This is a genomic window from Chlorobium ferrooxidans DSM 13031 (assembly GCF_000168715.1).
Taxonomy (GTDB): domain Bacteria; phylum Bacteroidota; class Chlorobiia; order Chlorobiales; family Chlorobiaceae; genus Chlorobium; species Chlorobium ferrooxidans.
The window spans coordinates 31583-57415 of the sequence record NZ_AASE01000010.1 but is presented as its reverse complement, the minus strand read 5'-3'; the positions used below and the strand labels follow the sequence as shown (position 1 = coordinate 57415).

Sequence of the window (25833 nt, the reverse complement as noted above, 5' to 3'; positions counted from 1 at the left end):
TGACAGCGGATTGAGCTCAAGCATCTCAGGATAAGTGGCGGGGAAGTTTCCGGCATCTGCATGAACGGCTAAAAGCACATTATTGACCAATGTGATGGTTCATCTGTTTTGCCGGGAGGTTATGACTTCCTGTAGTTCCGCAAGGCTTTTGATGGTCAATGTCGGTTGTATTTCCCAGGGGTCCATGAGCATCTCCGGGGAGCGCTGGAGCCATACGGCATGCATCTCTGCGGCTCTGGCACCAATGACATCAAACGGGTTTGCTGACACCAGCCAGCTCTCTGTGGCTTGTGAGGATGACCGGTCGAGAAAGTGGCGGTAAACTGCCGGATCGGGTTTGAAGGAGTGCACCTCATCGACACTGATAATGTCAAGAAAGTAACGGCCTATTCCTGCCTGGTCGAGCAGCCGTGCGATATCGGATGCTGTTCCGTTGGAAAAGGCAAAGAGCCGGAATCCTGCATCTTTTGCAACCTCAAGCCCGCTTATTACATCGTCAAAAGCGGGCAGTGCTCTGTATGCACTGAGCAGGTCCTCTTTTTCTTGTTCTGTGAGAGCGACGCCGAAGGCGAGAGAGGCATAATCGAGCGCCTGCGCTGTACAGATACCAAAGTCGCGGTATTTTTGCATCAGGCCGCGACGGAATGAGTATTCAAGCTGTTTCTCCCGCCAAAGCCTTGAAAAAGGCGCGGCGTTACTGCCGACATGCTGTTGAAGCATGCCGATCAGGCCGTGAGTATTGATCAGGGTGCCATAAACATCAAACGCGACGGTCACTCTTTCGCTCATGGTTATGCCTCTTTTCGTTCATGTTTCAGTTTTCTCTGCATCTCTTTTCTTGCTATCAAGATAGCTGTTTTTCTTTTTCTGCCCACTGCATGGCTCCGAGTGAAATGAGACTGAGTATGAAGAACCCGAATGTCAGGGGGAGTACGGTGCCGTTGTAGCTCTGGCCGATAGCGGTGCCGACGATGAGTGAAATAAAGGTCGAGAGTGACCCGACAATACCGGAACCGATACCCGCAATGCTGCCGAGGGTTTCCATGGCCATAGCATTGAGGTTGCCGAAAAGAATGCCGGTACTGAAAAAGGTGAGAAACAGGTAGAGCATGAGCTGCCAGAGGGGAGGATGGTTCTCCTGCAGCAGTATCAGGAGGAGGAAAGATGCCGACATGGTGCCGATGGTCAGGAGCGCCTTTCTGGAGAGTGACTGCATGGTGTGATGCAGTAAAAGCCGGGCATTGACATATGATGCGCCGCCAATCGAGAGTGCCAGAGCGGCAAAACAGAGCGGAAAAAGAGTGCCGAGAGCATACACTTGCTGAAAAATCTGCTGTGCCGAGTTCAGGTAACCGAGAAAATAACCGGATACAAGACCGGCGGTTACGGTGTAACCGAGTGCGCTGCGGTTCTTAAGAATCGAGCGGATTGTGGCGGTCATCCGTTTAAACGAGAAAGGAATCCGGTTTTCCGGCTTCAAGGTTTCGGGTTGGCGGAGTGCAAACCAGACAAGCGAGAGGAGTGCAAAAACGAGAAAGGTGCCGAAGATTGCACGCCAGCCGGAGAGCAGTACTATTCCCTGCCCGATAGCAGGGGCGACAATCGGCACCAGAATAAAGACGGTCATGACAAATGACATGACACGGGCCATGGAACTGCCTTCGTACCGGTCGCGGACAATTGCAATGGAGACAATGCGGGGGCCTGCTGTTCCGAATCCCTGGAGGAACCTGCCTGCAAGCATGACCGGAAAGTTTTGGGCGACAAGCGAGAAGAGAGTGCCGGTGATGAAGAGAGCATATCCCAGATAGATCGCCGGTTTGCGTCCGGTGCTGTCGGATATCGGGCCGTAGAGCAACTGGCCGGAGGCCATGCCGAGAAAGAGTATGGAGAGGATGAGCTGGTTTGCATTCTCATCATGGACACCCAGCTCCTTGCCGATATCAGCGAGCGCAGGCAGCATGGTATCAATCGAAAGGGCGACGAGTGACATCATCAGAGCCGTGAGTGTAATGAACTCCGAAAATCCCGGTTCGGCCCTTTTTTTACGCGCCATACAGCTCCTTGTTGCTGCTTCCGGACTTTTTGCGGCGGTTTCTCATGTGTCAGCCGTAGAGGGGTTCCGCGTGGATAATAACCCTGTAGGCATAGGGCAGGGAGTGGTAGATAGCGCCTTCAAGCTGGCTGGTGAGTGAGTGTACCTCCTCAAGCAGTGCTTCATCGTCAAATGAGCAGTGGAGGGTGATGAAGAGCTTGCCGGTGTCGGATTTGCGGATCTGGATGTCGTGTACATCCTGAATTTTTTCAATAGTTTTTGAGACCGCAATGATTGTTTCGCGTACAACGGTTTCCGCTCCGTCTGAGAGGGCGGTGGTGCTGTGTTCCTCGTTGCGGAGCGGGTCGAGATGGATGCAGATATCAAGCTCTCCGTCGAACTCCCGGTGCAGCTCCTCTTCCAGCGCACTTACGGTATCGTGAGCCTCTTTTATGGTAAGCTTCTGGTCGATTTCGACATCAAACGTGATAAACTTTTTCTGCTCCGAAAGATTGGTCGAAATGTTATGGGCGTGCAGGTTGTGGTTCAGGCCGATCACATGCACCCTTTCGGCGATGGTTTCGCTGTTCAGAGCAATCGGGCGGGTGTTGATGATCATATCGGCCAGGGTGAACTCTTCACGCACCTTCTGCTCGATTTCGGCACAGATTTTCTGAACTTTTTCAACAGAAAGTGTCCTGTTGACACTGACACCCATCTCCACAAATACCTGCGGTCCGCTTGGTTTTACCCTCAGTTTGTCAATGGCGATTACTCCGGCGACACTCATGGTCATCTCTTCAATCCGGTCCGCAAGTCCTTCAGGTGCAGCATCGGTCAGGACATCGATGGTCTCTTTGCCGAGACGGAACGCCGCCCATAGCACGACCAGAGCCACGGCAATACCGGCAACCGCATCGGCCCAGACGATGCCGAGTGAGACAAAAACAAGGCCGAGGATAACGACGGCCGAGCTGAGAATGTCGGAGCTGAAGTGCAGGGCATCGGCCTCAAGCGCCTGGCTGCCGGTCTCTTTTGCCACCTTTTTCAGGGCTATTGATCGGGAGATGTCAACGACAATGGAGATGGCCATCACGGCAAAGGCGTACCAGGTGACCTCAACCTCTGTTGTTCCGGCTATGAGCCGCTCAATGGCGGCATAGATAATCCATGCACTGGTCACAACAAGCAGTCCTGTTTCAATCAGTGCGGAGACACTCTCCACCTTCGCGTGACCATAGTGGTGTTTGCTGTCGGCGGGTTTACCGCTCATTCTGACAGCATACCAGGTGAGTGAAGCTGCTCCGAAGTCAAGCGCGGAGTGTGCGGCTTCGGAGATGATTCCGATACTGCCGGTAAGCACGCCGACGATGAGCTTCATTGCCGTAAGCAGGAGGCTTGCCACGACCGAGCTTATAGCCACCTGTTGTTTTTTCTGTGCGTGTTCCATCAGTGTTTTTCTTCAAGAAGCGGTTTTTACGGGGTTTAAGAGCGCGCAGGCAAACTCTGAACCGGTTTTCAATGTACGCAGGAGGAGTGAAAGAGAGCTCATATTTTTTTCAGGTACCCTTCAGCATATCGGGAATTCACCGTGAGCAAGACGGTCGGTGAATGTTGTGATGTTGGCGAGTTCGGTGTCGATAATGGCAGTGACCTCATCCGTTACCGCTTCCACGGTGACATCACAACCGGTTATGATTCGGGCTGAAGCGGCAAGGGGGCGATCGAGCGGTTTTCCGATCTGGCTGCAGAGCAGGATCGAAACATCCTCTATACCGGCCACTTCATGGTAGATGCGCCGGGCAATTTCAGAGGCAAGCACAGAATAGATTTTTCCGACATGGCTGACCGGGTTTTTACCGGCAGCCGCTTCAAGAGTGAGGGGTCGCTCGAATGCGATAAGCCCGTTTACCCTGTTACCGCGTCCGACCTCTCCTCCGTCAGCGCCCTCTGCCGAGGTGCCGAGCACCGTCAGGTAGATACCGCCTTCACCCCTCGTCGGGTCGTCGAGTGTGTTGAGTTCAACGGTTATTTCACTGAAAGGTAAGCTCTTTGCTGCAAGAACGTGCTGCACGGCGTCAAGCACTGCGGCTTTACGTTCGAAATAGTGTGCGGGAGAGGTGATAAAGCGGTCAACAAAAGCCATGGCAATGGTAAGGGTGAGGTGGTTGCGGTTTCTGTACCCCATGATCTTGATATCCTCACCGGTCTCAGGAAAAGCCTGCTTGAATCCCGGTGAGTTGAGATAGCGTTCAATCTCAAGCACAACTTTTTCGGCATTGCTGAGCGGCGCATAGCCAGCTCCGACAGAGGTGTCATTTGCTCCGATTACGCTGCGTTCAAACAGGTCGGTAAGCTCTGCCGAGCCGGGTTTGATCTCGTTCTGGAATCGTACATGGATATCAGGATCGACAAAGCGCAGGTGCTTTTTCAGCCAGTTTTTTGCTGCCTCTTCTGCGATTTCGCCGACAGGGATGTGCACTCCTCTGAAATTAGTGGTTGCCCTGTCGCCGAAAATGATCTTCATCGGCTCCAGCACACGGCCGCCACCAGGTTTTACAACGGTTCTTCCGGCTACCAGCAGCCCTTTGTCGATGTTGTGATGCAGGATTTGTCCGGTTCGCTCAATATATTCCCGGCAGAGTCTCAGGCATACTGACTCCATTATAGAGTCGCAGATGGTATCCGGATGTCCGGTTCCCTTTCGTTCGATCAGTTCAATCTGCCGCATTCCGGCGGGAGTGGTTCCTGCCGCTTCGACGGTTATGTTTCGCAGAGTGTTCATACAAGGCCTCTACCTTTTCAGTCGATAGACGAATACTGATGAATGTATCCGGGGTATCTCATATACTTCGTAAATCCGATCAGTCGCGAGCTAACCTCCTTGCCGTGAATGAAGGACCTTCAACGGTCAATATACACTGTCAGTTTTATCAAGGATCGCCTCAAGCTCTTCCCAGAGAGCTTTATAGGCTTTTGCCGCCGGAGCGTTCGGCGAGACGGCATGGATCGGTGCCCGGTAGATCCCCATTTTCTCAACATCCGAACTGTAGGGTATTGTTTGTGAGAGAAAATTCGGGTAGTTGCGGAATTCGCTGAGAATATCGCGGTGCATTTTCTTCTGTTTTTCCACCATGGTGAAAAATGGCCGGATTCTCGAGCTGTCAAGGTTATGCGTTTCGAAGAACTCTTTTAGCTGGTTGTAGGTGCGGATGGAGAGTGTTGTCGGGATCATGGGAACAAGGATAACATCCGAAGCGGCAAAAACACTTTCGGAGAGCAGGGTCAAGTTTGGCGGGCAGTCAAAAAAAATAACCTTGTACTCTTCGCTCAGTTCCTTGATGTTTTTTTTGAGTTTTTTCTTCGGGTTTTTTTCTTCGAAAAGTTCAATATCGAGATTCCGGTACGAAAAGTCTGATGGGAGCAGGTCAAGATGCTCAAAATCAGTGGCCTTGATGTTGCTGTATATTTTGTTGCTTCCCTTGAGAAACTTTTCGCTATTGTACTTTTTTGAAGCCGCAATCCTGAAGTAGTATGAGCTTGCCCCCTGGGGATCAAGGTCGCAAATGAGTGTCGGAGAAGTATGCAGGGAAGCAAGATAGGAGAGGTTTACAGCAGTTGCGGTTTTACCAACACCTCCTTTGATGCTATAGAGTGCTATTGTTTTCATTTTCTTTCCGGAAGGTTAAGAGTTCATGCATGAACTTCGCGGTTTGCTCATCATCGAAACCTCTGAAGGTATCGTGAAATTTCCGGCGTGTTTCTTCCTGCTTCTGATAAAGGATTGCGATTAATCCGCCAGTTGTGGCTGCAAGTAATGTATGTTTTTTTTCTGTTTCCATTAATACCAGGCGTTTTTCAAGAAATGAGATTTGCACTGAAAAATCGGTAAAGTTGCCAAGGTTTTCCTGAAGCTCCTTAAGTTGCCTTATTATTGGAGCTATTGTTTTATTTGGAAAAATCGATGAGAAGAACTCAAGAAGGTAGCGAAGCTTTTTACAGTCTATACGAAGTGTATGAAGCTCTTTATCCGTTGTTTTTCGGCCGATCTTACGGCCATCCCGAATCACTTTTTTCCATGCTTTTTTTATTGTTGCTTCAGCTATTGTGGACGTGGCAAGGGTTGCATTTGGTGCCTTCTCCTGCGACGGCAGCTCTTCCTTGTTGATCCACTCATTCCACTCTTTCAGGAAGGATCTGTATTTTGCCGATGCAAGGTGGCTGCAAAATTCTTTGTGCAGTTTATTGCGTTTTGCTGTGATTTCGCTGAAGAACTCTTTGAGTGGCGGCTGCAGCACCGGAGGGAGATACCCGAAATAGGTCGTTTGGTGGAGCAGGTAGACATCCATATCCCGCAGTTCATTAGTCCGTTCGCCGATATCCTTGAAAGCATTGAGAAAATAAGCGGTTTCTTCAGGATTGAACACTCCCTTGAGAAGTATTAACACCGATCTGGAGCGGCGGATGGCGACGCGATAGTCGTGCAGAAACTCAGTATCGATATCCCTGCTGATGCCGGTTTCGTTCTGCTTGACAAGAGTAAAGGTGCTCTGCAACATCCTTCGGGCATTTTCATGAATCATCGCATGCTCATCAAGCTGTAAATGGATTTTTGACGAATATCCCTTTACATTCAGCCCGGCCTCTTTCATCAGTATCAGATAGAGATCCCGGTACTCCACAATTTTTCGGGATTCATACTGGCTGGATAGCCACGTTTCAAATTCCGCTACCTCATTACTGAACCCCTTGAGCGGTTTCAGTGCATAACCTTGACAAAAAGGATTTTGGCCTTGATCTTCAGCAAGATGCCATGATTCGGAAAAAAGCGTGCCTATGGTTTTGTCCTGGCCGTCAAGGATGTTGAAGGTTTGCGAGATCGTTGTGAATACGCACAGCTTGATGAATGCCCTCATATCTCCGCACGCACCAAGCAGTTTTTTTAGCTTGCATTCAGGTAAACGGGATGGGAAAAATACGGCGGGGTTTCCGCGAAAAGGTATGTATGCGGTTTCACTACCGGAATGTAGATCAGTAATATACAGGGAGCTTTCTTTTTTTATAACGGCAATCCCGTTTTCGAATGCCAGCCAGTCAAATGTATCATAGTACACCGACTCTGCCTGTCGGTATGAACATTGTACAAGCTGCCATCCTGCAGCATGCATTTTTTCATGATGCGACCATGGTGAGTGCAGGTGGTTTGGAATCAACACTATTTTTGTTGGAGTGACACCCATCCGTTTCTGACATTTTGAGGAGTTATCCACCATCAAGGAAAAAAGACGGTCCCGATAGTAACTGATATAAACCAGGCATTTAACGGATTAGTTGATCCGATGTGTCGGGACTCATGATAATTTAAAGAGGAGCTTCAATATAGAGTCCCTTTACCGTGCAAACCGCGCGAACTTTTTTTTCATTAAAGAGTCCTGCATGTTCTGTACAAATAAAATTACCGCCTACTTTTTTGATTGATCCGTCAAGCGTCAAAAACGGATTTCCTGTGCAGTCAAAATTGCCTTTGATCTTTTTTACGGAGCCTTTGAGTGATGTTAACTTGTTTTTTGAACAGACAAAATTGCCCTTGACTTTTTCTGGAGCCCCTTTGAGCGATGTCAGACAATTATCTGAACAGTCAAAATTTCCACTTACTTTCTCAGAACTCCCGTCAAGTTTTGTTAACTGATTATGTGAACAATCGAAATCAATAACTTCCTGAGGCGCGCCAATGAGCGAGCTGATCTGGTTTGCAGCACAAGAAAAATTACCCCCGACCACTACAGGAGCTCCCTTCAGGGATGCAAGCTGATTGTTTGAGCAGACGAAATCCCCATATACTTCAACAGGGCCGCCTTTGAGTGATGTTAACCAGTTGCTGTCACAGGAAAAATCACCAAGAATAAACGCGGATATTCCAGCAAGAGAGGTCAGTTGATTGTTTGAGCAATTAAAATCTCCGAGAACCTGATCCGGAGCACCGTCCAGCATTTTCAGGAGATTGTTTGAACAATCACAATCAAATACTTCGCCCGGAATGCCTTCCAGCGAGGTCAAGTGGTTATCTGAACAAATGAAATCGCCACCCACTTTGTTGGGTCCGCCAAGCAGTGTTATCAGTTGGTTTCCTGAACAGTCAAAATTCCCCTTTACCTTTTTCGGCCCGCCTTTCAGTGACGGCAGCCGGTTTCCCGAGCAATCGAAATCACCATGTATTTTATGCGGAAGACCTTCGAGTGTCGTCAATTGATTGTTTGAACAATCGAAATGGCCATATACCTCTAAAGGGCCCCCTTCAAGTGATTTTAGCTGGTTTCCCGAAGCATTAAAATGGCCCGCTATGATCTCCGGGCATCCTTCAAGAGAGGTTAGCCCTTTGTTTGAACAGTCGATATCTTCTTTGCCATCGACCCCGATCATGATATCCTGAAACGTTATTTCTCTTGCTTTCATCTTCGCATACATCACAAATGATCGTTTTATTCTAACCGTTTTAATCTGTCAGAGAATCGATGAGGTTTTGATAAAAATCCCCTTTATGGCGGACGATTTCGCCGGTCACCAGATAGATCACCTCACGGGCAATCATGGTGGCATGATCAGCCATACGCTCAATGTAGCGGGAGATGCTCAACGCGGCAATAAGCTCATCGACCGCTGAGTCAGGACTTTTCATCAACAGGGTAACCCTTTTGAAGACCGTACGGTGCATCACATCAACCTCTTCATCCTGGGCACAGACTTTATCGGCAAGAGTGCGATCTTTTGACATGAATGCTTCGATTGAGTTTCTTACCATTTCACCGGCATGTACTCCCATCTTTTCGAACTCAAACGATTTCAGCATTTCCGGGCTGATTTCCGGCATCCGGTCGATAATGTGAACGGCCAGGTCACCGATACGCTCAAGATCATCGTTGATCTTCATAATGGTGACGATGGTACGCAAATCTCTGGCCACCGGCTGCTGCAGGGCAAGAAAAGCCAGACAGCGCTCTTCAAGATCGACTTCTGCCAGATCGATTTCATTATCAATCTGCCTTATCTGACGGGCGCTTTGTTCGTCCTGGTGCTTGACTGCATGCAGGGCATTGAAAAAGTTCTCAAGCACCTTGTCGGAAAGTTGTATGAGCACAAAGGAGAGCTCTTTTATAAGTTCATGAACCGGGCGGTCTGACATAGGAGTGAATAGGTTTCGTTAGCTGAATCTTCCAGTGATATAATCTTCGGTCATCGAGTCCCTGGGATTGGTGAAGAGCTGTGCGGTTGAAGCATGCTCGACCAGCATCCCCTCATAGAAAAACATGGTGTAATCCGAGACCCGTGAAGCCTGCTGCATGTTGTGAGTCACAATCATAATGGTATAGCTGCCCCGCAGCTCCTGGATCAGATCCTCAATTTTAGCCGTAGCTTTCGGATCAAGCGCCGAGGTCGGTTCATCCAGCAGCAGCACTTCAGGCTCAACGGCAAGCGTGCGGGCAACACAGAGTCGCTGCTGCTGGCCTCCGCTGAGACCGAGGGCATTCTTGTCGAGCCGGTCGCACACCTCGCTCCAGAGCGCCGCCTTTTTCAGACTCCGCTCTACAATATCAGCCAGCGTTTTTTTGTCATTGACGCCATGCAGACGGGGCCCGTAGGCAATGTTGTCAAAAATGGATTTGGGGAAGGGGTTCGGCTTCTGGAACACCATCCCAACCTTCTTGCGTAACAGCACCTCGTCGGTATACCTGCCATAAATGTCCGCGCCATCGAAAAAGATACTTCCAGTTGTGTGGCTGTTCGGAATAAGATCATTCATCCGGTTTATGGAGCGTAAAAAGGTGCTCTTGCCGCAACCGCTCGGTCCGATAATGGCCGTCACATATTTTGAGAGAATATCGGCACTGACCTTCTTTACCGCTTCGAACTCCCCGTAATAGATCGAGAACTCTTTGGCAACAATGTGGGGAGTACCTCCTCCGGTTATCTTCTTCCGGGCCGGGGGCAGATAGATCTCCCTGGTGGATTTCTGTGCCGGCACATCGGGTGACGTCACCGTAACATCATCTGTCATGAGCATTATTCTTTAACCTTTTAATTTTTTGGAGATACGTGCTCTCAATACAATCGCCGAGAGATTCAGGAGCAGAACAATACTCACCAGCGCAAGTACCATACCGTACTGGACATGACGGATCTGGGCGGCGGCTTCATGCTCACTGGCAAGGTTGTAGATGTTCCATGAAAGCGCCGGGGTCGGAGAGGAGAAGACATCGGCCAGACCAATCGCGGAACCGACACTGACGGCGGCGGTAAAGATAATCGGGGCGGTCTCTCCTGCTGCACGGCCGAGACTGATCACCCCGCCGGTCAGAATACCGGGGAGCGCTGCCGGAAGAATCACGGTGGCAATGGTGTTCCATTTGGTTGACCCGAGACTGAGCGATGCTTCACGATAGGTTTTCGGAACGGCAAGTATCGCCTCTTCAGCCGCTCGGATAATGGTCGGCAGAATCATGATCGCAAGCGTGAGCGAACCGGCAATAACACTTTTCGATTCGGAAACCTTCAGGGTGTTGATAAAAAATGCAAGGCCGAACATGCCGAACACAATACTCGGCACTCCGGCAAGCGTGCTGTTTGCGCTGCGCAGCATGCTGTTGAAAAAACCGGATTTGGCGTATTCGGTAAAGTATACCGCTGCAATAACACCAAGCGGGAAGGCAAAGAGCATGGCTCCGACTGCAAGGAAAAAGGTACCCTGAATCTCCGGCCAGATACCCCCGAAAATATGGGAGTCAACCGAGCTGTCGGTAATGAATCCCCAGTAAACCGTAAACTCCGGAAGCAGCATGTTTGACATGTTCTCCCTGACGTAGGGAAAGAGTTTGACAAGGGAGGTTCCTGCAAAGCTCTCACTGCGGTTTGCAAAGTACTCTTTCGACATGGCATTGGGATCGGAGTTATCCCATTTCGTTTCATAGAGCAGGTCGTGCAGCTTCTCTTCGGCTTTCTCCCACCGGGTCTGACCGTACTTGAAGCGGGTCAGCATCGGTTCAGGGTCACCCGGAAGAGGGCCGAGCAGTGCCTGCACGGCCGTTTTGACCTGCCCGTATTTCGGGCGGTACTCATCCTGGCGCTCAGGCGTCATCGCGGCCATTTCACTCTCGAATCCGGAAAGCATCTCGTAAACCTTTGCCCGGTATCGATCTGACGATGCGATCGCTGTCTCCAGTTCCCGGCTGTCACCCCGGTTGAACTCACTCAGCAGCATTTTGCGGTGCTCAACCGTACCGGTAAAAAACACGGCTCCGAGCCCGTTGGTTACAATCGGCACCAGCACGACCATCAGGGCGAGCGCCATTATGACAATTGAGCCGATACCGACAGAGGTGAACGAACGATCCAGAAGTTTCCTGGTTCCGAGATTCATAACAACAGGGTTAAATGAGCAAAATGCGGCAGCGACAATCTCCGGAACCTACTGGCCGGAGAGGATTCTGCGCTGGCGCACCACAATTCTTTCACTGACGAGATTACAGATAAAGCTGATAACAAGCAGAAGCAGTCCCATGGCAAACAGGACGTGATAGCGGGCTGAACCGGTAACCTGGTCGGCCTCACCCATATCACCGGCAATGGTCGCGGTCAGGGTTCTGATTGCTTCAAGGTAGTTGAACCAGGGCTCGGGAATGTGGGCCGAGTTGCCGGATGCCATCCAGACCACCATGGTTTCACCGAGTGAACGCATGATGCCGAGAATGACGGCGGCAAGAATACCGCTGCTGGCTGCCGGAAGAATTGTTTTTACAATTGTCTCGGCCCTGGTGGCTCCGAGCGCGTAACTGCCCTCACGAATATCACGCCCGACCGCCTGAAGGGCATCTTCGGAAACACTGACAATGGTCGGCAGTGCCATAAAACTCAGAATAATGGAGACGTTCAAGGCGTTGGTACCGGTCAGAATCTCGATGGCATGCAGAAGGGTGCCTACGCGATAGAGCAGCCCGGCGGAAAGCAGGCCGAAGAGGAGTACCGATAACAGGTTGAGCTGTTTACGCCGCGCAGGGTCTTTAATACGGGTAGTCAGCAGGTCGGACAGGACAATAACAAAGAGCACCGTGAAGGGAGCTGCCAGAATCCACCAGGCCCACATCAACAGAGCGCCTCCTTTGTCCTGAAGCAGCGGAGCGAAAACAACAAGAGCGAAAAAACCGAACGCTACCGAGGGAATGGCGGCAAGCATCTCGATGACCGGTTTGGCATACTGGCGTATGGAAAACGGAAGAATATCACTCAAACATATTGCGGCAGCTATACCCATCGGAACGGCAATCATTGCCGAGCCGAGCGTCACCATCAGACTGCCATAGATAATTGATAGTGCACCGAATTTCCCGGGCTCATCAGCCGGATACCACTCTGAAGTTGTGAAGAATTCGCTGAAGCTCCTCAGCTCAAAAAACGGAACAGCATCGCGGGCAACAAAATAAAAGATAAACAGGACGACAACTGCCACAAAAGAGGCCAGTGCCAGCAGAAGAAGCTCTCCTGCCCTGTTTACTGCCTTCTGTATGGTTCGCTTGCGGCTGCTTACCACAAAGGTGTTTGTGCGGTTTCCTTCACCACAGCTCTCTTCAGCCATAACCGTCTGATATTTTTGATAGTTACCGTGATCGTGCGTTTTTTGCATTCAAATATGTTCCTAATGTATAGGCATTCTTCATTGGAACCAATGGGGGGAGTGTTACATGTTTGTGAACTTTTTTGCTGTTGAGGCTTAAGTATGACAACCTGTGTCAGCCTGTCATGTCCGATTCCAGAGCAGATGATGAGGAAGCGCAAGATGCAGTGAAGCCAGGCATTGCGTTTCAGGGGCCAGGAGGGTAATCGGTAAAAAAGTTCACAGGAAGTTCACATTCCGGCGAGAGTTATGTTGCAGTTAATCGTATAACTTACATGAGGTTTATGAATTAATCCCGGTTTTACGGACATCCCGAAACTGTCAATGCATCATTATAAAAAGCATTCCCATCTTGAACGCTTGCTTGACAGAGCAAAACCGGTTACGCTTGATGATGCTTCGAGGGTTCTTATTCTCAGCGATCTGCATATGGGCAATGGTGGCAGGCATGATGAGTTTCGTCACAACGCCGGGTTGGTCAAAACAATTCTCGGGCAATATTATTTGCCTCAAAAATACAGTCTGGTGCTCAATGGAGATATAGAGGAGCTTTTCAAGTTTTCGCTTGAAAGCATCGAAAGAAAGTGGGCTGAGGTGTATGAGCTTTTTATTGAGTTCAAAGCGCATGGTTTTTTTTGGAAAACATACGGAAATCATGATGTGGCGCTTCTCGAAAGGAAAGATTACAGGCTTTCATCATCGCTTGTTGAATCACTGAAATTTCATTACGGCGATGAAACCATTCTGCTTTTTCATGGTCATCAGGCGGCGTTGTTTCTCTGGCAGCAGTATTCAATGCTTAGTCGTGCTGTTATCTTTTTTTTGCGCTATATAGCCAAGCCAACCGGGATTAAAAATTATTCAGTTGCCTACAGCAGCCGTCGAAGATTTGTAATAGAAAAATCAATCTATGAGTTTTCAAATCAGGCAAAAATTGTCTCCATTATCGGTCACACCCACCGGCCCTTGTTTGAATCACTCTCAAAAGCTGATTATCTGAACTACAGGATTGAGGATCTCTGTCGATCTTACTCTTCTGTTGATGATGAGCGGCGTCCGGATATCAAGAGGAAAATAGTTGAATTGAAAACAGAGCTGGATGAGTGTTACAAAAAGGGTAAAGCTATCGGTCTGCGCAGCGGACTTTACAATAACATTACTATTCCCAGCGTTTTTAACTCCGGATGTACCATCGGTAAACGCTGTATCACAGCTCTCGAAATCGAAGGGGGTTTGATAAGACTGGTTTGCTGGTACAATGGCCGACAGACTCGCGACTTTATCAGTGAGAGAAGTAATCTGCCAATAAAGCTTGATTCGACCGGTTATTCAAGAGTGGTGTTGAATGAGGATTCTCTCGATTATGTGTTTTCCCGCCTTCATCTGCTGACCTGAAATTCAAAAGGTTGGTTATCCTTTTTCGCATGAGAGATCATTTACGCCACAGTTTTAGGGTGTTGACGCTTGCTTTTTTTTGATTCCCTACAAGATCAGAGCTGAGAGAAGGGAAAAAACAGCTGCCACTACTATTGCCGCCAGGATATTCATAATAAAGCCGGGTAAGAGAGTAATTCTGAGTGAAACCTTTTTGATGCTCCCGAATGCAATGGTGTTAGCCATGGAGGCAAGCGGTGTCATGCTTGCGCTTGAAGCTGCAATGGTGATAGTGAGCAGCATCATTATCGGAGGCAAAGCGGTTTGTGCGCCGAGATCTGTTGAGAGGGGCGCAAGCAAAAGTATCAGAGCGGAATTACTTAACAGTTCGGATGCGAAAATGATGAGTAAGACCACTGAAATCAGCCGGATATAACGGTTGCCGAACATTTCGACTGCATAGAGAAGCGTTGATTTGATTGTTGTCAGGTGATAATCCTCAAGCGTCATTGCAGTCTGAACATTCCATACAGTGACGAGCAGATAGAGTGCCATACCCGTCAGAGCAACGAGGGTGATGCCGACGTAAGGGAGATCTTTCAGGATGAGATTGATTGACAGTTTTGCGCGGGTGTTCGGAAGTTCAAGATTGGTGATCGGTTCCTGAAAGCAGCGGTTCCATACGCTGTTAAAAAGAAAAGTGAAAATCAGCTCGAGGTTACGGTAGATATTTTTCAGAGAGAGGCCGATATGTGATTCCAGCTCTCTGAAGAGACGGCTGAAAAAGATCAGGGGAGATCCAGCCAGGTGAAGTAAAAAAAAGATCAGGTTCATAAGCATGACTCCGGTTTGCCCGTTCTTTTTTGGCAGGATGAATGCTACAAGAAGAAAGAGTGCGCCGTAGGTCACAAAGCAGAGATCGATGAGGTTTAATGATAAAAATACCGGCTCCGGTTTGAAAAAAAATTGCAGGCCGCTCAATGTACTGACAAGTATGAGGTTGCTTGTGAGAAGACGAAGAGGTTTGTGTGGTAAAGCGCATGGTACTTTGCGGCCTGAAGAGAATAATGATGGCGTATGAAGTGTTTTGGCTGTAAAAAGAATCGTTGACCGTCCAAGGAAAAGCAGCATGAGCGTTGCCGGCAGGCCGACTCCAAGCCAGGAGACAAACGTGATCAGTGTCCGGTTTTCAATCTTGTATAGTTCGGCAAGAGCTATGGCTAAAAGATTTTGCGGGCTTCCGGTCAGGGAGGCCATTCCTCCGGTATTGGTGCCGTAGGTGACAGCAAGGTAAAGCAGTGAGGCGGCTGATTTTCTTTCATCCTCATCCTGAGCAATGGACACAATCCGGTTTATGACAGGAATCATCGAGATGACTACAATCGTATGGGAGATAAAGATCGAGAGGGTATAGGAGAGCAGAAGAACTGCCGTTAAAAGAGCGTTCAGGTTATTACCGGAACGCCCGAGAAGATAATCGATAACTCTTTGATGTGTTCCTGTCGATACAAGCATCTCCGAAAGAAGAAAGCCGGTCAGCAGGATGACTGTATTTTGCAGCAGCTCCATTGGCTTCCTCTTTTTCCCCGCATGATAGTACATGAAGAGCACCTTGTAATGCGATTTCACAGAATCGTTGCACGATCGTAACTATTCCCCAACACTGATTTGTTTTCTTGTATTCAAGAAGCCGATAATCTGTTTTCAGGGTGATGGAATGCCAACGCAAAGACCATGAACGTAAACAGGGAACAGCTCTTCAAGCCGCTGCCATTATTACCGCGAGGGAGGGCATTGCTTTTGAGAGCACTTATGCTGCCAAATTTCCTGCTAACCAGCTCTTCGGGTATAGAGAATCTACCCCGTTCAGAAGGCGCATGTATTTATGCCTTTAACCATAATAATTCGCTTGAGGCCCTTATGGTGCCTGTTTTTCTTTTCTACCATCTTGGCGGTCGAACCATCAGTTTCGTCATTGACTGGATGTATGGTAAAATTCCTCTGCTGGGCAGTCTGATGAACTTGATCGACCCGGTCTATGTCTACAGCAAGCGCTCAACCATTTCCTGGATTGAAGCGAAACGTTCGTCGATCTCTGCCGGTGATACCGTGGAGCGCTGCACACTGAAGCTTTTTGCCGGACAGAGCATCGGGATTTTTCCTGAAGGGAAACGTAACAGGAATCCGGAAACTCTTGTCAAAGGCAAGCCCGGTATTGGTCATATCGCCTTGAAATCAGGAGCACCCGTAATACCTGTCGGAATTGACTTCAAGAGCAGGAGAACAAAAGGAAAAATTCCCATTCTCGGCAGAACCATCATCAGGATTGGAGCTCCTCTTTATTTCGCACAACAGTCCGATGCTTACCGGACTATTATCGAGGACGCATCCAGTGATATTACCGGGCAAGTTGAATTGCACCGAATTGCTGCTGATGTTACCCATGAGATTATGCTCGCTTTGTCTGAACTATCCGGCAAGCGATACAGCTCACCCTCTCCCTCAAAGCAGTTCTCTCAGCATGAAGCAACCCTTAATCCAAAGGAGAGCCTATGTCCAGTGTAATCGTTAGCAGGATTGAAAGTGCCCATGATCGAGCCTGTGCGCTCGACGTAGTCAAGCAGGTCTTTTGTGATGAAAAAAACTGGATCAGCACTGCTCAGAACCAGATTCCGGATGAACTTTCCGGGAACAGGGAGTTTTCATGGTTTCTGGCCAGAATCAATGGCCGGCCTGCAGGTGTTATTCGTTTGCTTTATGACCCCTCTTTTGATCTCCCGGAAGAGTACGATGTGAAATTTATGCCGGGTATAAACATCGAAGTGCTGAAAAAGGCAGGGCGATATGTCGAGATTGGCAGATTTATGATTCTTGAGGAGTTTCGCAGAAATCCCAGGGTGGCACTTCGTCTGATGAAAGCTGCTGTTGCCGAGGTACTGGAACGTGATTACACCCATTTCATTACCGATGTTTTCGAGGGTGAAGTACATTCACCCCTTAACTTTCATACCAGAGTGCTCGGCTTTGAGGTAGTCGGAAAGCATCTTTTTGGTGAATTGAACTGCAGTTCCACCCGTATTATTCTCACGCTTGATATTCTGAAGCTTTATAGTCGGGTCAAAGACAGTAAAAGCCGGATTTATCAGGAGTTGACAGATGGGTTGAAAGTGATTTTTGAGCGCAAGGCATCTCTGACACGGACAACCATATCCTGAAGACAACCTATCACTCTGTAAGGTGCTCTATCAATAACGTGAGGCCTCTTCATAACAGAAGACAGGAGATATCATGCTGCGTCTGGACGAATTGAGATCGGCGATAAAGGGGGAGTTCTTTTTGCAGGAGGAGCTGAAAGAGCATGATGTGAAAAAAGTAGACGTTCTGGCTGACATTATAATCAGGCCTGCAGGGAAAAAAGATTTCGCAAAGCTTTTGCTCCTGCTTGAGCAGTCGGGTTATCCCCATCTTGTCATCAATTCCAAGGGTCGGGTTGTGTTTCCGGATAAACGGTTCCATGGTGCTGTCATTGTTACCGATTTACATCTTTAATAATGGCATGGTATTGTTTTCAATCTTGTCACACTTGTGTAACAATTCCTTAACACTACTAATGGTATGTTTGGAGAGCAAAAATGATGCGATAAAAGTTTTGTGTACTCACAACATCAACCAACCCCAAAGAGCATGAAAAAAATAGCAATGATGGTCGGTCTTGCAGCGGCCCTCGGATTCAGTAACGCCGAGGCTGTTGACCTGACATGGAAAGGTGATCTGCGTTACCGTTATCAGTCCGATCTTCGCCACACCGATGGCGCTACCGGAGAACACAGTCGCGACCGCCACCGCAGCCGAGTCCGTCTTGGTGTCTATCCGTGGATCAATGAAGAGCTTTCGGGCGGCATTCAACTCTCGACCGGAAGTCTTACGGAAACGACCTCCCGCAACGAGACCATTGATGATCAGTTTCTTGCCGATCCGGTCTACCTGAACGAATACTTCATCGACTACCATCCGATGGCTTACGGCATGAACGGAGCGGCCAATATCATTCTGGGTAAACGGGCTGTTGCCAGTGATCTGGTCGTGGTCAACGATCTGGTATGGGACAGCGATCTTACCTTTGAAGGGTTAACGCTCCAGTATGGCAAGGAGAGTGACGGCAAGGAGAAGGATGGCCTGACGGCAGTTGTCGGCTACTTCCCGCTTAACGAGCGTTCATCCAGAACGGCGGTAGCAGAAAAGGATGCCTATATTCTGGCTGGCCAGGCGGCATATAAAGGTGAGATCAGCGAAGTGAGTTATCAATTAGGAGCCGGTTACTATAACTATGCGAATTTCGATGTAGTCAACACGACCACCTACTCTCCGGCATACGACTATTCCAAAAAGGATTTCAATATAGCCGAGCTGTTCGGTACCGTCGGCGGCCAGATCACGGAAAAGCTGCCGTGGAAGATTACCGGTCAGTATGCCCGCAACATGGCCAAAAATGCTGATGCCTCCGGGATCGATGACACAAAGCGGGACAGTTACCTTGCCGAGATCAAGATCGGTGATGCCAAACAGGTCGGGCAGTGGTCAGTCAATGCTGATTATGTCAGAATCGAGCGCGATGCCCTTACGATTCTGACCGATTCAGACCGGAATGCCGGAGCGGCAACCAATCTGCACGGCTATAAAATCGGTGGTGTCTTTCATCTCGTGCAGAACCTGACGGTTGGAGCAAACTACTTCAATTTCAAGACTATTGATGTAGCCAACATTACCAATCATCTGCTCATGGCCGATGTTGTCGTCAAGTTCTAAACCGTGTGTGTGTTGTGTTCTTTCTGTTGTGTGTTATGATTGTGTCCCCCTGCTCTCCAACAGGGGGGCTTTTATAGCCGGCAAACGAGAGCGCCAAAACAGATAACTTTTTCTACTCTTAATTTCAAATACCATCAAAACCATGAAACTCTTCAGAAAATTTCTTTAACCGCAGCAGTATTTGGTCTGACAACGTCAGGCACGGCTGAAGCTGCCGGAAAAATCGTTATCGATGGTTCGACCACGGTTGGACCGATCGCCAAGGCATTTGCCGGTTACTTTACCAAAACCACCGGTGTACAGGTCGTGGTAAGTGAGTCCGGTTCAGGCAACGGGGCAAAAAGCCTGATCAACAAAACCTGTGACATCGCAACCATGTCAAGGGAGATGAAAGACAAGGAGATTGCCGCAGCAAAAGCCAAAGGTGTCAACCCGGTTGAACACATTATTGCTCTTGACGGTCTGTCGATTGTCGTTCACCCGAGCAACCGCGTCAATGCGCTCTCAAAAGCACAGATCCGCGGAATCTACATGGGCAAATACACCAACTGGAACCAGGTTGGCGGACCGAATGCCGCAATCGTCATTATCCAGCGTGAATCAAACAGCGGTACGGCTGACTCCTTCAAGGAGCTGGTGATGGGCAAGGATAACCCGATTTCCAAGAGAGCAGAAACCCAGTCGAGCAACGGTTCAATCAAGAGCCGTGTTGCTTCAACTCCGGCGGCAGTGAGCTATATCGGAATGGGTTTTGTAGACAGTTCGGTAAAAGCAGTGCTGGTTGACGGTGTTGATGCCGATGTTCGCACGGTTAAAAACGGCACCTACCCGATTCACCGCCCGCTCTTCATGTACACCAACGGTCAGCCGACCGGAGCAGTCAAGCAGTTCATTGATCTTGCCAAAACCGAAGAGGGCAAACGGTTGATCAGCGAATCAGGGTTTGTCAATATCCATTGAGCCGCTATCAAAGCTCTCTGTTCGAATAAAAATCATTTAATCACAAGAAGCTGTTCCTGCCCGGTACGGCTTCTTGTGATTCCGGAGGGTCTATAAACGTGTAAAGGTTGCTGTTGCTGTTTTGTTTACCTGGTATTGCTTGTGCAACAATTTAATGCAGAGATGGTGAAGCCATTTTCATTCTGTCCGGTATGCAGTAAAACACTGGAATGGTCCATGATCAATGGACGTGAACGGAAGATTTGCCTGTCATGTTCATGGGTGCATTATATCAATCCCGTTCCGGCAGCTTTAGCTTATGTTGTCAACAACAAAGACGAACTTCTTATAGTCCGGCGAGCCCATGAACCCGCAGGTAATGAATGGGCTCTTCCGGGTGGATTTCTTGAGGCCGGAGAGGAAGCCCATGAAGGATGCCTGCGGGAGCTTAAGGAAGAGACTTCACTTTCCGGAAAGATTGACCGGTTGATCGGTGTCTATCAACGTGAAGTGGAAAAGTATGGTTCGCTGCTTATCATTGCCTACAGGGTAGTTGTTGAAGATGAGCTTATATTTCTGAACCATGAGCTCCTGGAAGGAGCCTTTTATCCTTATCATCTCCGGCCTGAAGTGCGCATCCCCCTGCACCGCCAGATCATTCATGATGCAGCATTAACCGAATTAGTATCATGAATCAGGCGTTACTCTTTTTCCCCTTCAAACTTGTAGCCTATTCCCCGCAGTGTCTTGATCAGATTGCCCTTTTCTCCAAGCTTTTCTCTGAGCCTTGTAATATGGGTATCAATAGTTCTGGTGTTTATGTTTCTGTCTACATCCCATACATCGCTGAGCAGCGTCTCTCGCGATTGTGCCTCGCCCTTTCTTTTGAGCAGTGCAACGAGAAGTTTGAACTCCATGAGAGTCAGTTCCAGTTCACGTTGATCCGAAGTAACTCTGTGCCGTGAAAGGTCAATAACTATACCATCGCCATTCAGGATTTCCTGCATTTTAGCAGACTTTCTTCTATCCCTTTTCAGCACCGCCCGTATTCGAAGGTTCAGTTCACGGGGGCTGAACGGTTTGACAACATAGTCATCAATACCGAGTTCAAAACCGAGGATTCTGTCGATCTCTTCCCCTTTTGCCGTCAGCATGATGATTGGAATATCTTTGTATATCTGATGCTGTTTGATTTTCTGACAAAGTTCAAATCCGTTCATACCTGGAAGCATGATATCGAGCAGAATAAGATCAAAACATTTTCGGGAAAGCTGCTCAAAAGCGTTTTCTCCACTTTCAGAAATTTTGCATGCATATCCAGCCCGCTCAAGATTGAATTCCAGGAGCTTTGAGAGATTCCGGTCATCTTCAACAACAAGAAGCAATGGATTCGGCATAGCGTTTGTTTTAATATTTAAAGTCTCGGCATATTTATGAAGAACGGGGCGGTTTAAGCACACAGAATTTTCGTCAAAACAAACAGGGGGTATACCTGAATTGATTTCATGGTTAATGCGCTTGATGATTGAGCGCCAAAATTATGGTGTTGAGGAATTATTTTGAGTAACCCGGTACTTCCGGAAAGTCTTCTCAATTGTGTATCTCTCCGTGATATCAGAAGATCGTAAACTTTTCTCATTAAGCAGAGTGCGCCTGTTCTCTGCCTGGAATAGTTTACAGTTCCTCAACCATTTCGTAATAATTCCGTAACATTTCCGGCTTAATTTTAACTCAAAAGAGATTTGCCTTGTTACTCACTTCCGACAATTCATGCGGCTTGTGGATTGGTCAAGTGTGATCCATGTTGTCATGTGAAGTGTTCACAATCTTGTTGCACTCCCGTAACACCTCCACAATACGATGGAGCGTACATTGAAAGAAACTGAGGCTGTAAAGCTGAGGTTGTAATCAATAACCCGGAAGTCACGGGGCTTCGCTGAGTCGTTATCCGAAAATATATACAGATGGTAAACGGTAAAGTTAAATGGTTCGATGTCCGAAAAGGATTTGGCTTTATTCTCAATCCGAATGGAGGAGAGGATATTTTTGTTCACTTCTCGAACATTGTTTCTGAAGAGAAATTCAGGTTTTTAAATCAGGATGCTGACGTGGATTTTGAACTTGAAGCGAGAGGCAACAGGCTTCAGGCTTTGAATGTCCGTGAAAAGCAGGGATAGAGTTACCAATTCCAGGGCTTTGAGCCCTGCGAGGTGAGCGGGGGAGGTTGTGTATCAAGTAACGTGTATCACGGTATGTCTCGGCAATCTTTAATCACGGTTTTCAGGTTCATACTGATGATGATGAATTGGACGGTCAGCCTGATTGTTCATGATGCAAAGCAGGATTGGCCATCAGATCTTCTTTGCCCTGCCTTAAATTGACGTTTTATTCCTTGAGGATCGGCTTAAAAAAAGAGCCTGACTGTTTATTGGCGGTGCTTCGCTCTCAATCATTGAGTAGGTTCCCTCAGGGTTCATTATCCAGGCCTTGACATTGTCGCTTATGATAAGGTCAAGGTCCGATTTTACCCTGCTGATGCAGGTGTTATCAAAAACAGGAAAGAGTGTTTCAATCCGCTCGTCGAGATTTCTTGGCATGATATCAGCGCTGCCGAGATAGAGTTCCGGATCTCCGCCATTATGGAAGTAGTAAGCTCTGCTGTGTTCAAGAAATCTCCCGATAACACTGATGACCCTGATATTTGCACTCACATCAGGTATTCCGGGTTTAAGGCAGCAGACGCCCCTTACGATCAGTTCGATTTTTACCCCTTTGCAGGATGCTTTATAGAGTGCCCTGATGGTTTTGGCGTCCACGAGTGCATTCATTTTCATGATGATACGGCCATTCTCTGATTTTTGGCTCCATGCTGATTCCCTTTCAATCATTTCGATAACTCTCTTTCTCGTATTGATCGGAGATACCAGCAGTTTTAAGTACCCGGTATGTTTTGAATATCCGGTCAGAGCATTGAACAGTTCAGCTACATCGTTGGCAAGCGCTTCATTGGTGGTAAAGAGGCTGTAATCAGTATAGATCTTCCCCGTAGCCGGATTATAGTTACCTGTACCGAGATGCAGATAGTGTTTCAGTTTTTGCTGCTCCCGGCGCACAATCATGGTGAGTTTTGCGTGGATTTTAAGGCCCGGCAGACCATAACAGACATGAACGCCGACATCTTCGAGTGCCCGTGCCCATACAATGTTGTTCTCTTCGTCGAATCTTGCCTTGAGTTCTACGAGCACCGCCACCTGTTTGCCGGCCTCAGCGGCCCTCATCAGGGCCTTGACGACAGGCGAGTTGCTTCCTACCCGGTAAAGAGTCTGCTTGATTGACAGGACATCAGGATCAGTCGCAGCCTTCGTGATTAAATCGACTACAGGCTGAAAGGAGTCGTATGGATGGTAAAGCAAGTGATCTTTTGTACTTATTGCGCGGAAAATGTTCTGGCCGTATTCTTCTTCAATAGGGTTGTGTGGTACAAAGGGATCATCTTTCAGTTCAGGACGATCTATTTTCAGAAGATCGAGAAGTGCCCCCATACCAAGCACACCGTCAATTTCATAGACGTTTCTTTGGGTTACACCAAGATTTTTCATAAGCAGCTTTCTTATCCCGAGCGGCATGTCCGGTGTGATGTCAAGACGGACGACCTTTCCGTAGCGTCGTGACAGAATCCCCTGCTCAATGGTTTCGAGGAGATCTCCGGCTTCATCCTCCTCGATTTCGATATCAGCATTTCTGATCACTCTGAAAAGATGGGACTTGATGATCCGCATCTGCGGAAACAGTTCGCCGAGATTATTTTCAATGAGATCCTCCAGCCAGATGAACTGTAAGACGGAACAGTTATGATCACTACCGGGAAATCCCTCGATATTATTGAGTGGGATCAGACGGGGCAAAATGCTTGGAACTTTTACTCTCGCAAATTTCCGGGCGAGGGTGCTCTCATCTTCGAGCTCAATGGCAAGATTAAGTGAGAGATTCGACATAAAGGGGAATGGATGGCCTGTATCGAAAGCCAAAGGTGTCAGTACAGGGAAGATCTCCCTGTGGAAATATGCCCTGAGTGATTTTTTCTGTGTATTCGGGAGTTCCGAAAAACGGAGGATCTCTATGCCCTCACGCTGCATGGCAGGCATGAGATCATTATATAAACAGTCATTTCTGAGCTTGAGCTGATGAATAACCATCCTGCGAATCTTCTCAAGCTGCTCGGCAGGAGTATAACCATCAACAGTCCGCTCCTGAACACCGGCATCATACTGGTCTTCGATGCCTGCAACCCGGATCATGAAATATTCATCAAGATTTGAACTGAAAATTGATATGAATTTTACCCGTTCCAGAAGGGGGTGGAGTTCTGATCGGAGAGACTCCTCCAGCACCCTCTGGTTGAAATAGATCCAGCTCAGCTCTCTGTTGATATAATATCCGGGATCGAAAAAATCCGGAAGGGCGGCTTTGGTTTCGTTCTCTGCGGTCAGCATAACTATTGAGGTAATATTAACCGGTGCTTATTTACTTGATTAATCCGGGAGGGTGCATCTTTTTTCAGTTCTGCGATCTGCATGATTTTTTTGGCAATATCGGTATTGTCGTAAAAGCCTCTGAAGCGTTCTGCACCCTTTCCTATAGCAAAAACCTGCACCGGAACAGCTGTATGAGCGTTGCTCGACCATCCGATTCCCGCTCTCACATTCAGCAATCCGGTTACAGCCGATGTAAAGATGTCCGTTGATTCCGGTTTTATGGTTGTTGTGTATGCCTCTTCAAGGGTTTTGTAGTTCGCTGGAGTGAGGGCAAGCGTCGAGTCCGCATCCTTCATGCTGATGCCGTAATAGGTATTTACACTGTCGATTGCCATTGGAAAGGTAACGGTGCCACTTTTTTTCCATGATGAAACTTTTTCCGAGAAGCGCTGGTGCGAGATTTTCTGTCGGCGCAGCAGGCTGAGGCGGGTGTCGTAACCATTTGTTCTGTTGCCGAGCGAGAGGCCGCCACATTCATGATCAGCGGTAACAATAATCAGGGTTTCCTTCGGGTGACGACGGTAAAATGCGAGAGCTTCTGCAATTGCATTATCAAAAGCCTTTACATCGTGAGCTGCAGCGGCAGCATCATTGGCATGGCATGCCCAGTCGATTTTTCCTCCTTCAACCATCATGAAAAAACCGTGAGGATTATCAAGCAACCGAATACCCTCCCGCGTAAATTCATCAAGCGCAATGTTTTCGGGGTTCCGGTCCATGGCATAATCCATGGCGGCTTTTGCATCATATCCGGTGTATGCCCAACAACGGATTCCCGGTTTGACCTTCTGCAGCTCAATGCGGTTATGTGTGATGAGATACTTTGCCGATCGCATGCGTTCGGCAATATCACCCTTGAAGGCAGGAGCTTTTTGACGGTTTTCCGGCAGATTACCTTCGGCATACCCGCCGCCAAAATAGTCAAACCCGCTCGAAGCCATCTGCACGGCAATATCATAACTGTTGCTGCGGGACGGGGTATGGGCATAAAAGCAGGCAGGCGTTGCATCATTAATGCCTACGCTTGACACAATTCCTGTTTTCATTCCCTTCGCTTTAGCCATTTCTGCTATGGTCAAAAGCGTGTCAAGGTGGTTGCCGGCCATGGAAATGGTCCCGACAGTAGTTTTCCTTCCGGTAGCAAGCGCGGTGCTTGCAGCTCCGGAATCGGTGATATAACGGTTTTCGGCATGTGTTGTAGCCATCCCCAAAACCGGAAAAGAGGTCATTTTAAGCGCGTGACCATTCTCAAGCACTGCATCAGCGAGTTTAATCTGTGCAGGTCCCATTCCATCTCCGATAAAGAGAAACAGATAGCGGGGCGCAGCTGTTGCAGAGGGCTTGAGTGCGGGAGCACCAATTATTACCTGCGAAAAGAGAGAGATTGATACCATCAGGGATACCAACGGCAACAAATGCAGCGTTGCCGATAAATAGTGCACTCTCCTTGATGGTTTGTTCATAAGATCAGAACGGGTTTG

Annotated in this window: 23 protein-coding genes; 8 read left to right on the top strand and 15 right to left on the bottom strand. The window is 48.4% G+C overall.

Going from position 1 to position 25833, the window contains the following annotated elements:
• Positions 1-99: 99 nt before the first annotated feature.
• The 11 genes from CFERDRAFT_RS06655 to CFERDRAFT_RS06605 form a co-directional block, all read right to left on the bottom strand.
• Positions 100-789 (bottom strand): haloacid dehalogenase type II, encoded by a 690-nt coding sequence (locus CFERDRAFT_RS06655; protein ID WP_006366452.1) that lies wholly within the window; start codon positions 787-789, stop codon positions 100-102.
• Positions 790-844: 55 nt separating this feature from the next.
• A complete protein-coding gene (locus CFERDRAFT_RS06650) occupies positions 845-2056 on the bottom strand; it encodes a multidrug effflux MFS transporter (protein ID WP_006366451.1) in 1212 nt (403 codons plus the stop codon).
• A 49-nt stretch (positions 2057-2105) separates the two neighbouring features.
• Entirely contained in the window at positions 2106-3485 is a 1380-nt protein-coding gene (locus CFERDRAFT_RS06645; RefSeq protein ID WP_006366450.1) for a cation diffusion facilitator family transporter, read from the bottom strand.
• Between the two features lie 120 nt (positions 3486-3605).
• The gene (locus CFERDRAFT_RS06640) at positions 3606-4820 is read right to left on the bottom strand and encodes a methionine adenosyltransferase (RefSeq protein ID WP_006366449.1); all 1215 of its coding nucleotides are present in this window, start codon (positions 4818-4820) and stop codon (positions 3606-3608) included.
• 126 nt (positions 4821-4946) lie between these two features.
• Complete coding sequence (locus tag CFERDRAFT_RS06635; RefSeq protein ID WP_006366448.1) at positions 4947-5705, bottom strand: ParA family protein; 759 nt, start codon at positions 5703-5705, stop codon at positions 4947-4949.
• On the bottom strand, positions 5683-6951 hold the full coding sequence (locus CFERDRAFT_RS06630) for a CHAD domain-containing protein (RefSeq protein ID WP_198002404.1): 1269 nt from the start codon (positions 6949-6951) through the stop codon (positions 5683-5685). Before CFERDRAFT_RS06630 ends, CFERDRAFT_RS06635 begins: the two co-directional genes overlap by 23 nt.
• Positions 6952-7396: 445 nt before the next feature.
• Positions 7397-8092: a hypothetical protein gene (locus tag CFERDRAFT_RS12570; protein WP_232209772.1), complete on the bottom strand. Its 696-nt coding sequence runs from the start codon at positions 8090-8092 to the stop codon at positions 7397-7399.
• A 436-nt stretch (positions 8093-8528) separates the two neighbouring features.
• Complete coding sequence (gene phoU, locus CFERDRAFT_RS06620; RefSeq protein WP_006366445.1) at positions 8529-9215, bottom strand: phosphate signaling complex protein PhoU; 687 nt, start codon at positions 9213-9215, stop codon at positions 8529-8531.
• Positions 9216-9233: 18 nt separating this feature from the next.
• A complete protein-coding gene (gene pstB, locus CFERDRAFT_RS06615; RefSeq protein ID WP_006366444.1) occupies positions 9234-10094 on the bottom strand; it encodes a phosphate ABC transporter ATP-binding protein PstB in 861 nt (286 codons plus the stop codon).
• Between the two features lie 6 nt (positions 10095-10100).
• Complete coding sequence (pstA, locus tag CFERDRAFT_RS06610) at positions 10101-11447, bottom strand: phosphate ABC transporter permease PstA (RefSeq protein ID WP_006366443.1); 1347 nt, start codon at positions 11445-11447, stop codon at positions 10101-10103.
• Positions 11448-11495: 48 nt separating this feature from the next.
• Positions 11496-12659, bottom strand: a complete 1164-nt coding sequence (locus tag CFERDRAFT_RS06605) for a PstC family ABC transporter permease (protein ID WP_040433375.1) — start codon at positions 12657-12659, stop codon at positions 11496-11498.
• 363 nt (positions 12660-13022) lie between these two features.
• Between CFERDRAFT_RS06605 and CFERDRAFT_RS06600 the strand changes: the two genes are divergently transcribed.
• Positions 13023-14093, top strand: coding sequence for a metallophosphoesterase (locus CFERDRAFT_RS06600; RefSeq protein ID WP_006366441.1), 1071 nt, complete (start codon positions 13023-13025; stop codon positions 14091-14093).
• A gap of 87 nt (positions 14094-14180) precedes the next feature.
• On the opposite strand, the gene CFERDRAFT_RS06595 is transcribed toward CFERDRAFT_RS06600, so the two are convergent.
• Positions 14181-15674 carry an SLC13 family permease gene (locus tag CFERDRAFT_RS06595; protein WP_006366440.1) on the bottom strand — a complete coding sequence of 498 codons (1494 nt, stop codon included), beginning with the start codon at positions 15672-15674 and terminating at the stop codon, positions 14181-14183.
• Between the two features lie 210 nt (positions 15675-15884).
• On the opposite strand from CFERDRAFT_RS06595, the gene CFERDRAFT_RS06590 reads away from it, so the two are divergent.
• From CFERDRAFT_RS06590 to CFERDRAFT_RS06565, 6 genes are all read left to right on the top strand, one after another.
• Complete coding sequence (locus tag CFERDRAFT_RS06590) at positions 15885-16637, top strand: lysophospholipid acyltransferase family protein (RefSeq protein WP_156778018.1); 753 nt, start codon at positions 15885-15887, stop codon at positions 16635-16637.
• Positions 16625-17287 (top strand): GNAT family N-acetyltransferase, encoded by a 663-nt coding sequence (locus CFERDRAFT_RS06585; RefSeq protein ID WP_006366438.1) that lies wholly within the window; start codon positions 16625-16627, stop codon positions 17285-17287. The genes CFERDRAFT_RS06590 and CFERDRAFT_RS06585 overlap by 13 nt, the downstream gene beginning before the upstream one ends.
• A 73-nt stretch (positions 17288-17360) precedes the next feature.
• Positions 17361-17621 carry a hypothetical protein gene (locus CFERDRAFT_RS06580; protein WP_040433374.1) on the top strand — a complete coding sequence of 87 codons (261 nt, stop codon included), beginning with the start codon at positions 17361-17363 and terminating at the stop codon, positions 17619-17621.
• A 135-nt stretch (positions 17622-17756) separates the two neighbouring features.
• Entirely contained in the window at positions 17757-18878 is a 1122-nt protein-coding gene (locus CFERDRAFT_RS06575) for a putative porin (protein WP_006366436.1), read from the top strand.
• A gap of 186 nt (positions 18879-19064) precedes the next feature.
• Entirely contained in the window at positions 19065-19838 is a 774-nt protein-coding gene (locus CFERDRAFT_RS06570) for a PstS family phosphate ABC transporter substrate-binding protein (RefSeq protein ID WP_232209774.1), read from the top strand.
• 165 nt (positions 19839-20003) lie between these two features.
• Positions 20004-20510 carry an NUDIX domain-containing protein gene (locus CFERDRAFT_RS06565; protein ID WP_040433383.1) on the top strand — a complete coding sequence of 169 codons (507 nt, stop codon included), beginning with the start codon at positions 20004-20006 and terminating at the stop codon, positions 20508-20510.
• Positions 20511-20518: 8 nt separating this feature from the next.
• On the opposite strand, the gene CFERDRAFT_RS06560 is transcribed toward CFERDRAFT_RS06565, so the two are convergent.
• Positions 20519-21214: a response regulator transcription factor gene (locus CFERDRAFT_RS06560; RefSeq protein WP_006366432.1), complete on the bottom strand. Its 696-nt coding sequence runs from the start codon at positions 21212-21214 to the stop codon at positions 20519-20521.
• Between the two features lie 567 nt (positions 21215-21781).
• Between CFERDRAFT_RS06560 and CFERDRAFT_RS06555 the strand changes: the two genes are divergently transcribed.
• Positions 21782-21994, top strand: coding sequence for a cold-shock protein (locus CFERDRAFT_RS06555; protein ID WP_006366431.1), 213 nt, complete (start codon positions 21782-21784; stop codon positions 21992-21994).
• Between the two features lie 195 nt (positions 21995-22189).
• Here CFERDRAFT_RS06555 and ppk1 read toward each other — a convergent pair whose 3' ends face one another.
• Both ppk1 and CFERDRAFT_RS06545 read right to left on the bottom strand, forming a co-directional pair.
• On the bottom strand, positions 22190-24310 hold the full coding sequence (ppk1, locus tag CFERDRAFT_RS06550) for a polyphosphate kinase 1 (protein WP_006366430.1): 2121 nt from the start codon (positions 24308-24310) through the stop codon (positions 22190-22192).
• A gap of 2 nt (positions 24311-24312) precedes the next feature.
• Positions 24313-25815: an alkaline phosphatase gene (locus CFERDRAFT_RS06545; RefSeq protein WP_006366429.1), complete on the bottom strand. Its 1503-nt coding sequence runs from the start codon at positions 25813-25815 to the stop codon at positions 24313-24315.
• Between the last annotated feature and the right edge of the window lie 18 nt (positions 25816-25833).

What these genes read in the sequence shown, in the direction of transcription:
- CFERDRAFT_RS06655 (WP_006366452.1), bottom strand. Translation starts at nt 789, where the DNA reads ATGAGCGAAAGAGTGACCGTCGCGTTTGATGTTTATGGCACCCTGATC.
- CFERDRAFT_RS06650 (WP_006366451.1), bottom strand. Translation starts at nt 2,056, where the DNA reads ATGGCGCGTAAAAAAAGGGCCGAACCGGGATTTTCGGAGTTCATTACA.
- CFERDRAFT_RS06645 (WP_006366450.1), bottom strand. Translation starts at nt 3,485, where the DNA reads ATGGAACACGCACAGAAAAAACAACAGGTGGCTATAAGCTCGGTCGTG.
- CFERDRAFT_RS06640 (WP_006366449.1), bottom strand. Translation starts at nt 4,820, where the DNA reads ATGAACACTCTGCGAAACATAACCGTCGAAGCGGCAGGAACCACTCCC.
- CFERDRAFT_RS06635 (WP_006366448.1), bottom strand. Translation starts at nt 5,705, where the DNA reads ATGAAAACAATAGCACTCTATAGCATCAAAGGAGGTGTTGGTAAAACC.
- CFERDRAFT_RS06630 (WP_198002404.1), bottom strand. Translation starts at nt 6,951, where the DNA reads ATGAGGGCATTCATCAAGCTGTGCGTATTCACAACGATCTCGCAAACC.
- phoU (WP_006366445.1), bottom strand. Translation starts at nt 9,215, where the DNA reads ATGTCAGACCGCCCGGTTCATGAACTTATAAAAGAGCTCTCCTTTGTG.
- pstB (WP_006366444.1), bottom strand. Translation starts at nt 10,094, where the DNA reads ATGCTCATGACAGATGATGTTACGGTGACGTCACCCGATGTGCCGGCA.
- pstA (WP_006366443.1), bottom strand. Translation starts at nt 11,447, where the DNA reads ATGAATCTCGGAACCAGGAAACTTCTGGATCGTTCGTTCACCTCTGTC.
- CFERDRAFT_RS06605 (WP_040433375.1), bottom strand. Translation starts at nt 12,659, where the DNA reads ATGGCTGAAGAGAGCTGTGGTGAAGGAAACCGCACAAACACCTTTGTG.
- CFERDRAFT_RS06600 (WP_006366441.1), top strand. Translation starts at nt 13,023, where the DNA reads ATGCATCATTATAAAAAGCATTCCCATCTTGAACGCTTGCTTGACAGA.
- CFERDRAFT_RS06595 (WP_006366440.1), bottom strand. Translation starts at nt 15,674, where the DNA reads ATGTACTATCATGCGGGGAAAAAGAGGAAGCCAATGGAGCTGCTGCAA.
- CFERDRAFT_RS06590 (WP_156778018.1), top strand. Translation starts at nt 15,885, where the DNA reads ATGCTGCCAAATTTCCTGCTAACCAGCTCTTCGGGTATAGAGAATCTA.
- CFERDRAFT_RS06585 (WP_006366438.1), top strand. Translation starts at nt 16,625, where the DNA reads ATGTCCAGTGTAATCGTTAGCAGGATTGAAAGTGCCCATGATCGAGCC.
- CFERDRAFT_RS06580 (WP_040433374.1), top strand. Translation starts at nt 17,361, where the DNA reads ATGCTGCGTCTGGACGAATTGAGATCGGCGATAAAGGGGGAGTTCTTT.
- CFERDRAFT_RS06575 (WP_006366436.1), top strand. Translation starts at nt 17,757, where the DNA reads ATGAAAAAAATAGCAATGATGGTCGGTCTTGCAGCGGCCCTCGGATTC.
- CFERDRAFT_RS06560 (WP_006366432.1), bottom strand. Translation starts at nt 21,214, where the DNA reads ATGCCGAATCCATTGCTTCTTGTTGTTGAAGATGACCGGAATCTCTCA.
- CFERDRAFT_RS06555 (WP_006366431.1), top strand. Translation starts at nt 21,782, where the DNA reads ATGGTAAACGGTAAAGTTAAATGGTTCGATGTCCGAAAAGGATTTGGC.
- ppk1 (WP_006366430.1), bottom strand. Translation starts at nt 24,310, where the DNA reads ATGCTGACCGCAGAGAACGAAACCAAAGCCGCCCTTCCGGATTTTTTC.
- CFERDRAFT_RS06545 (WP_006366429.1), bottom strand. Translation starts at nt 25,815, where the DNA reads ATGAACAAACCATCAAGGAGAGTGCACTATTTATCGGCAACGCTGCAT.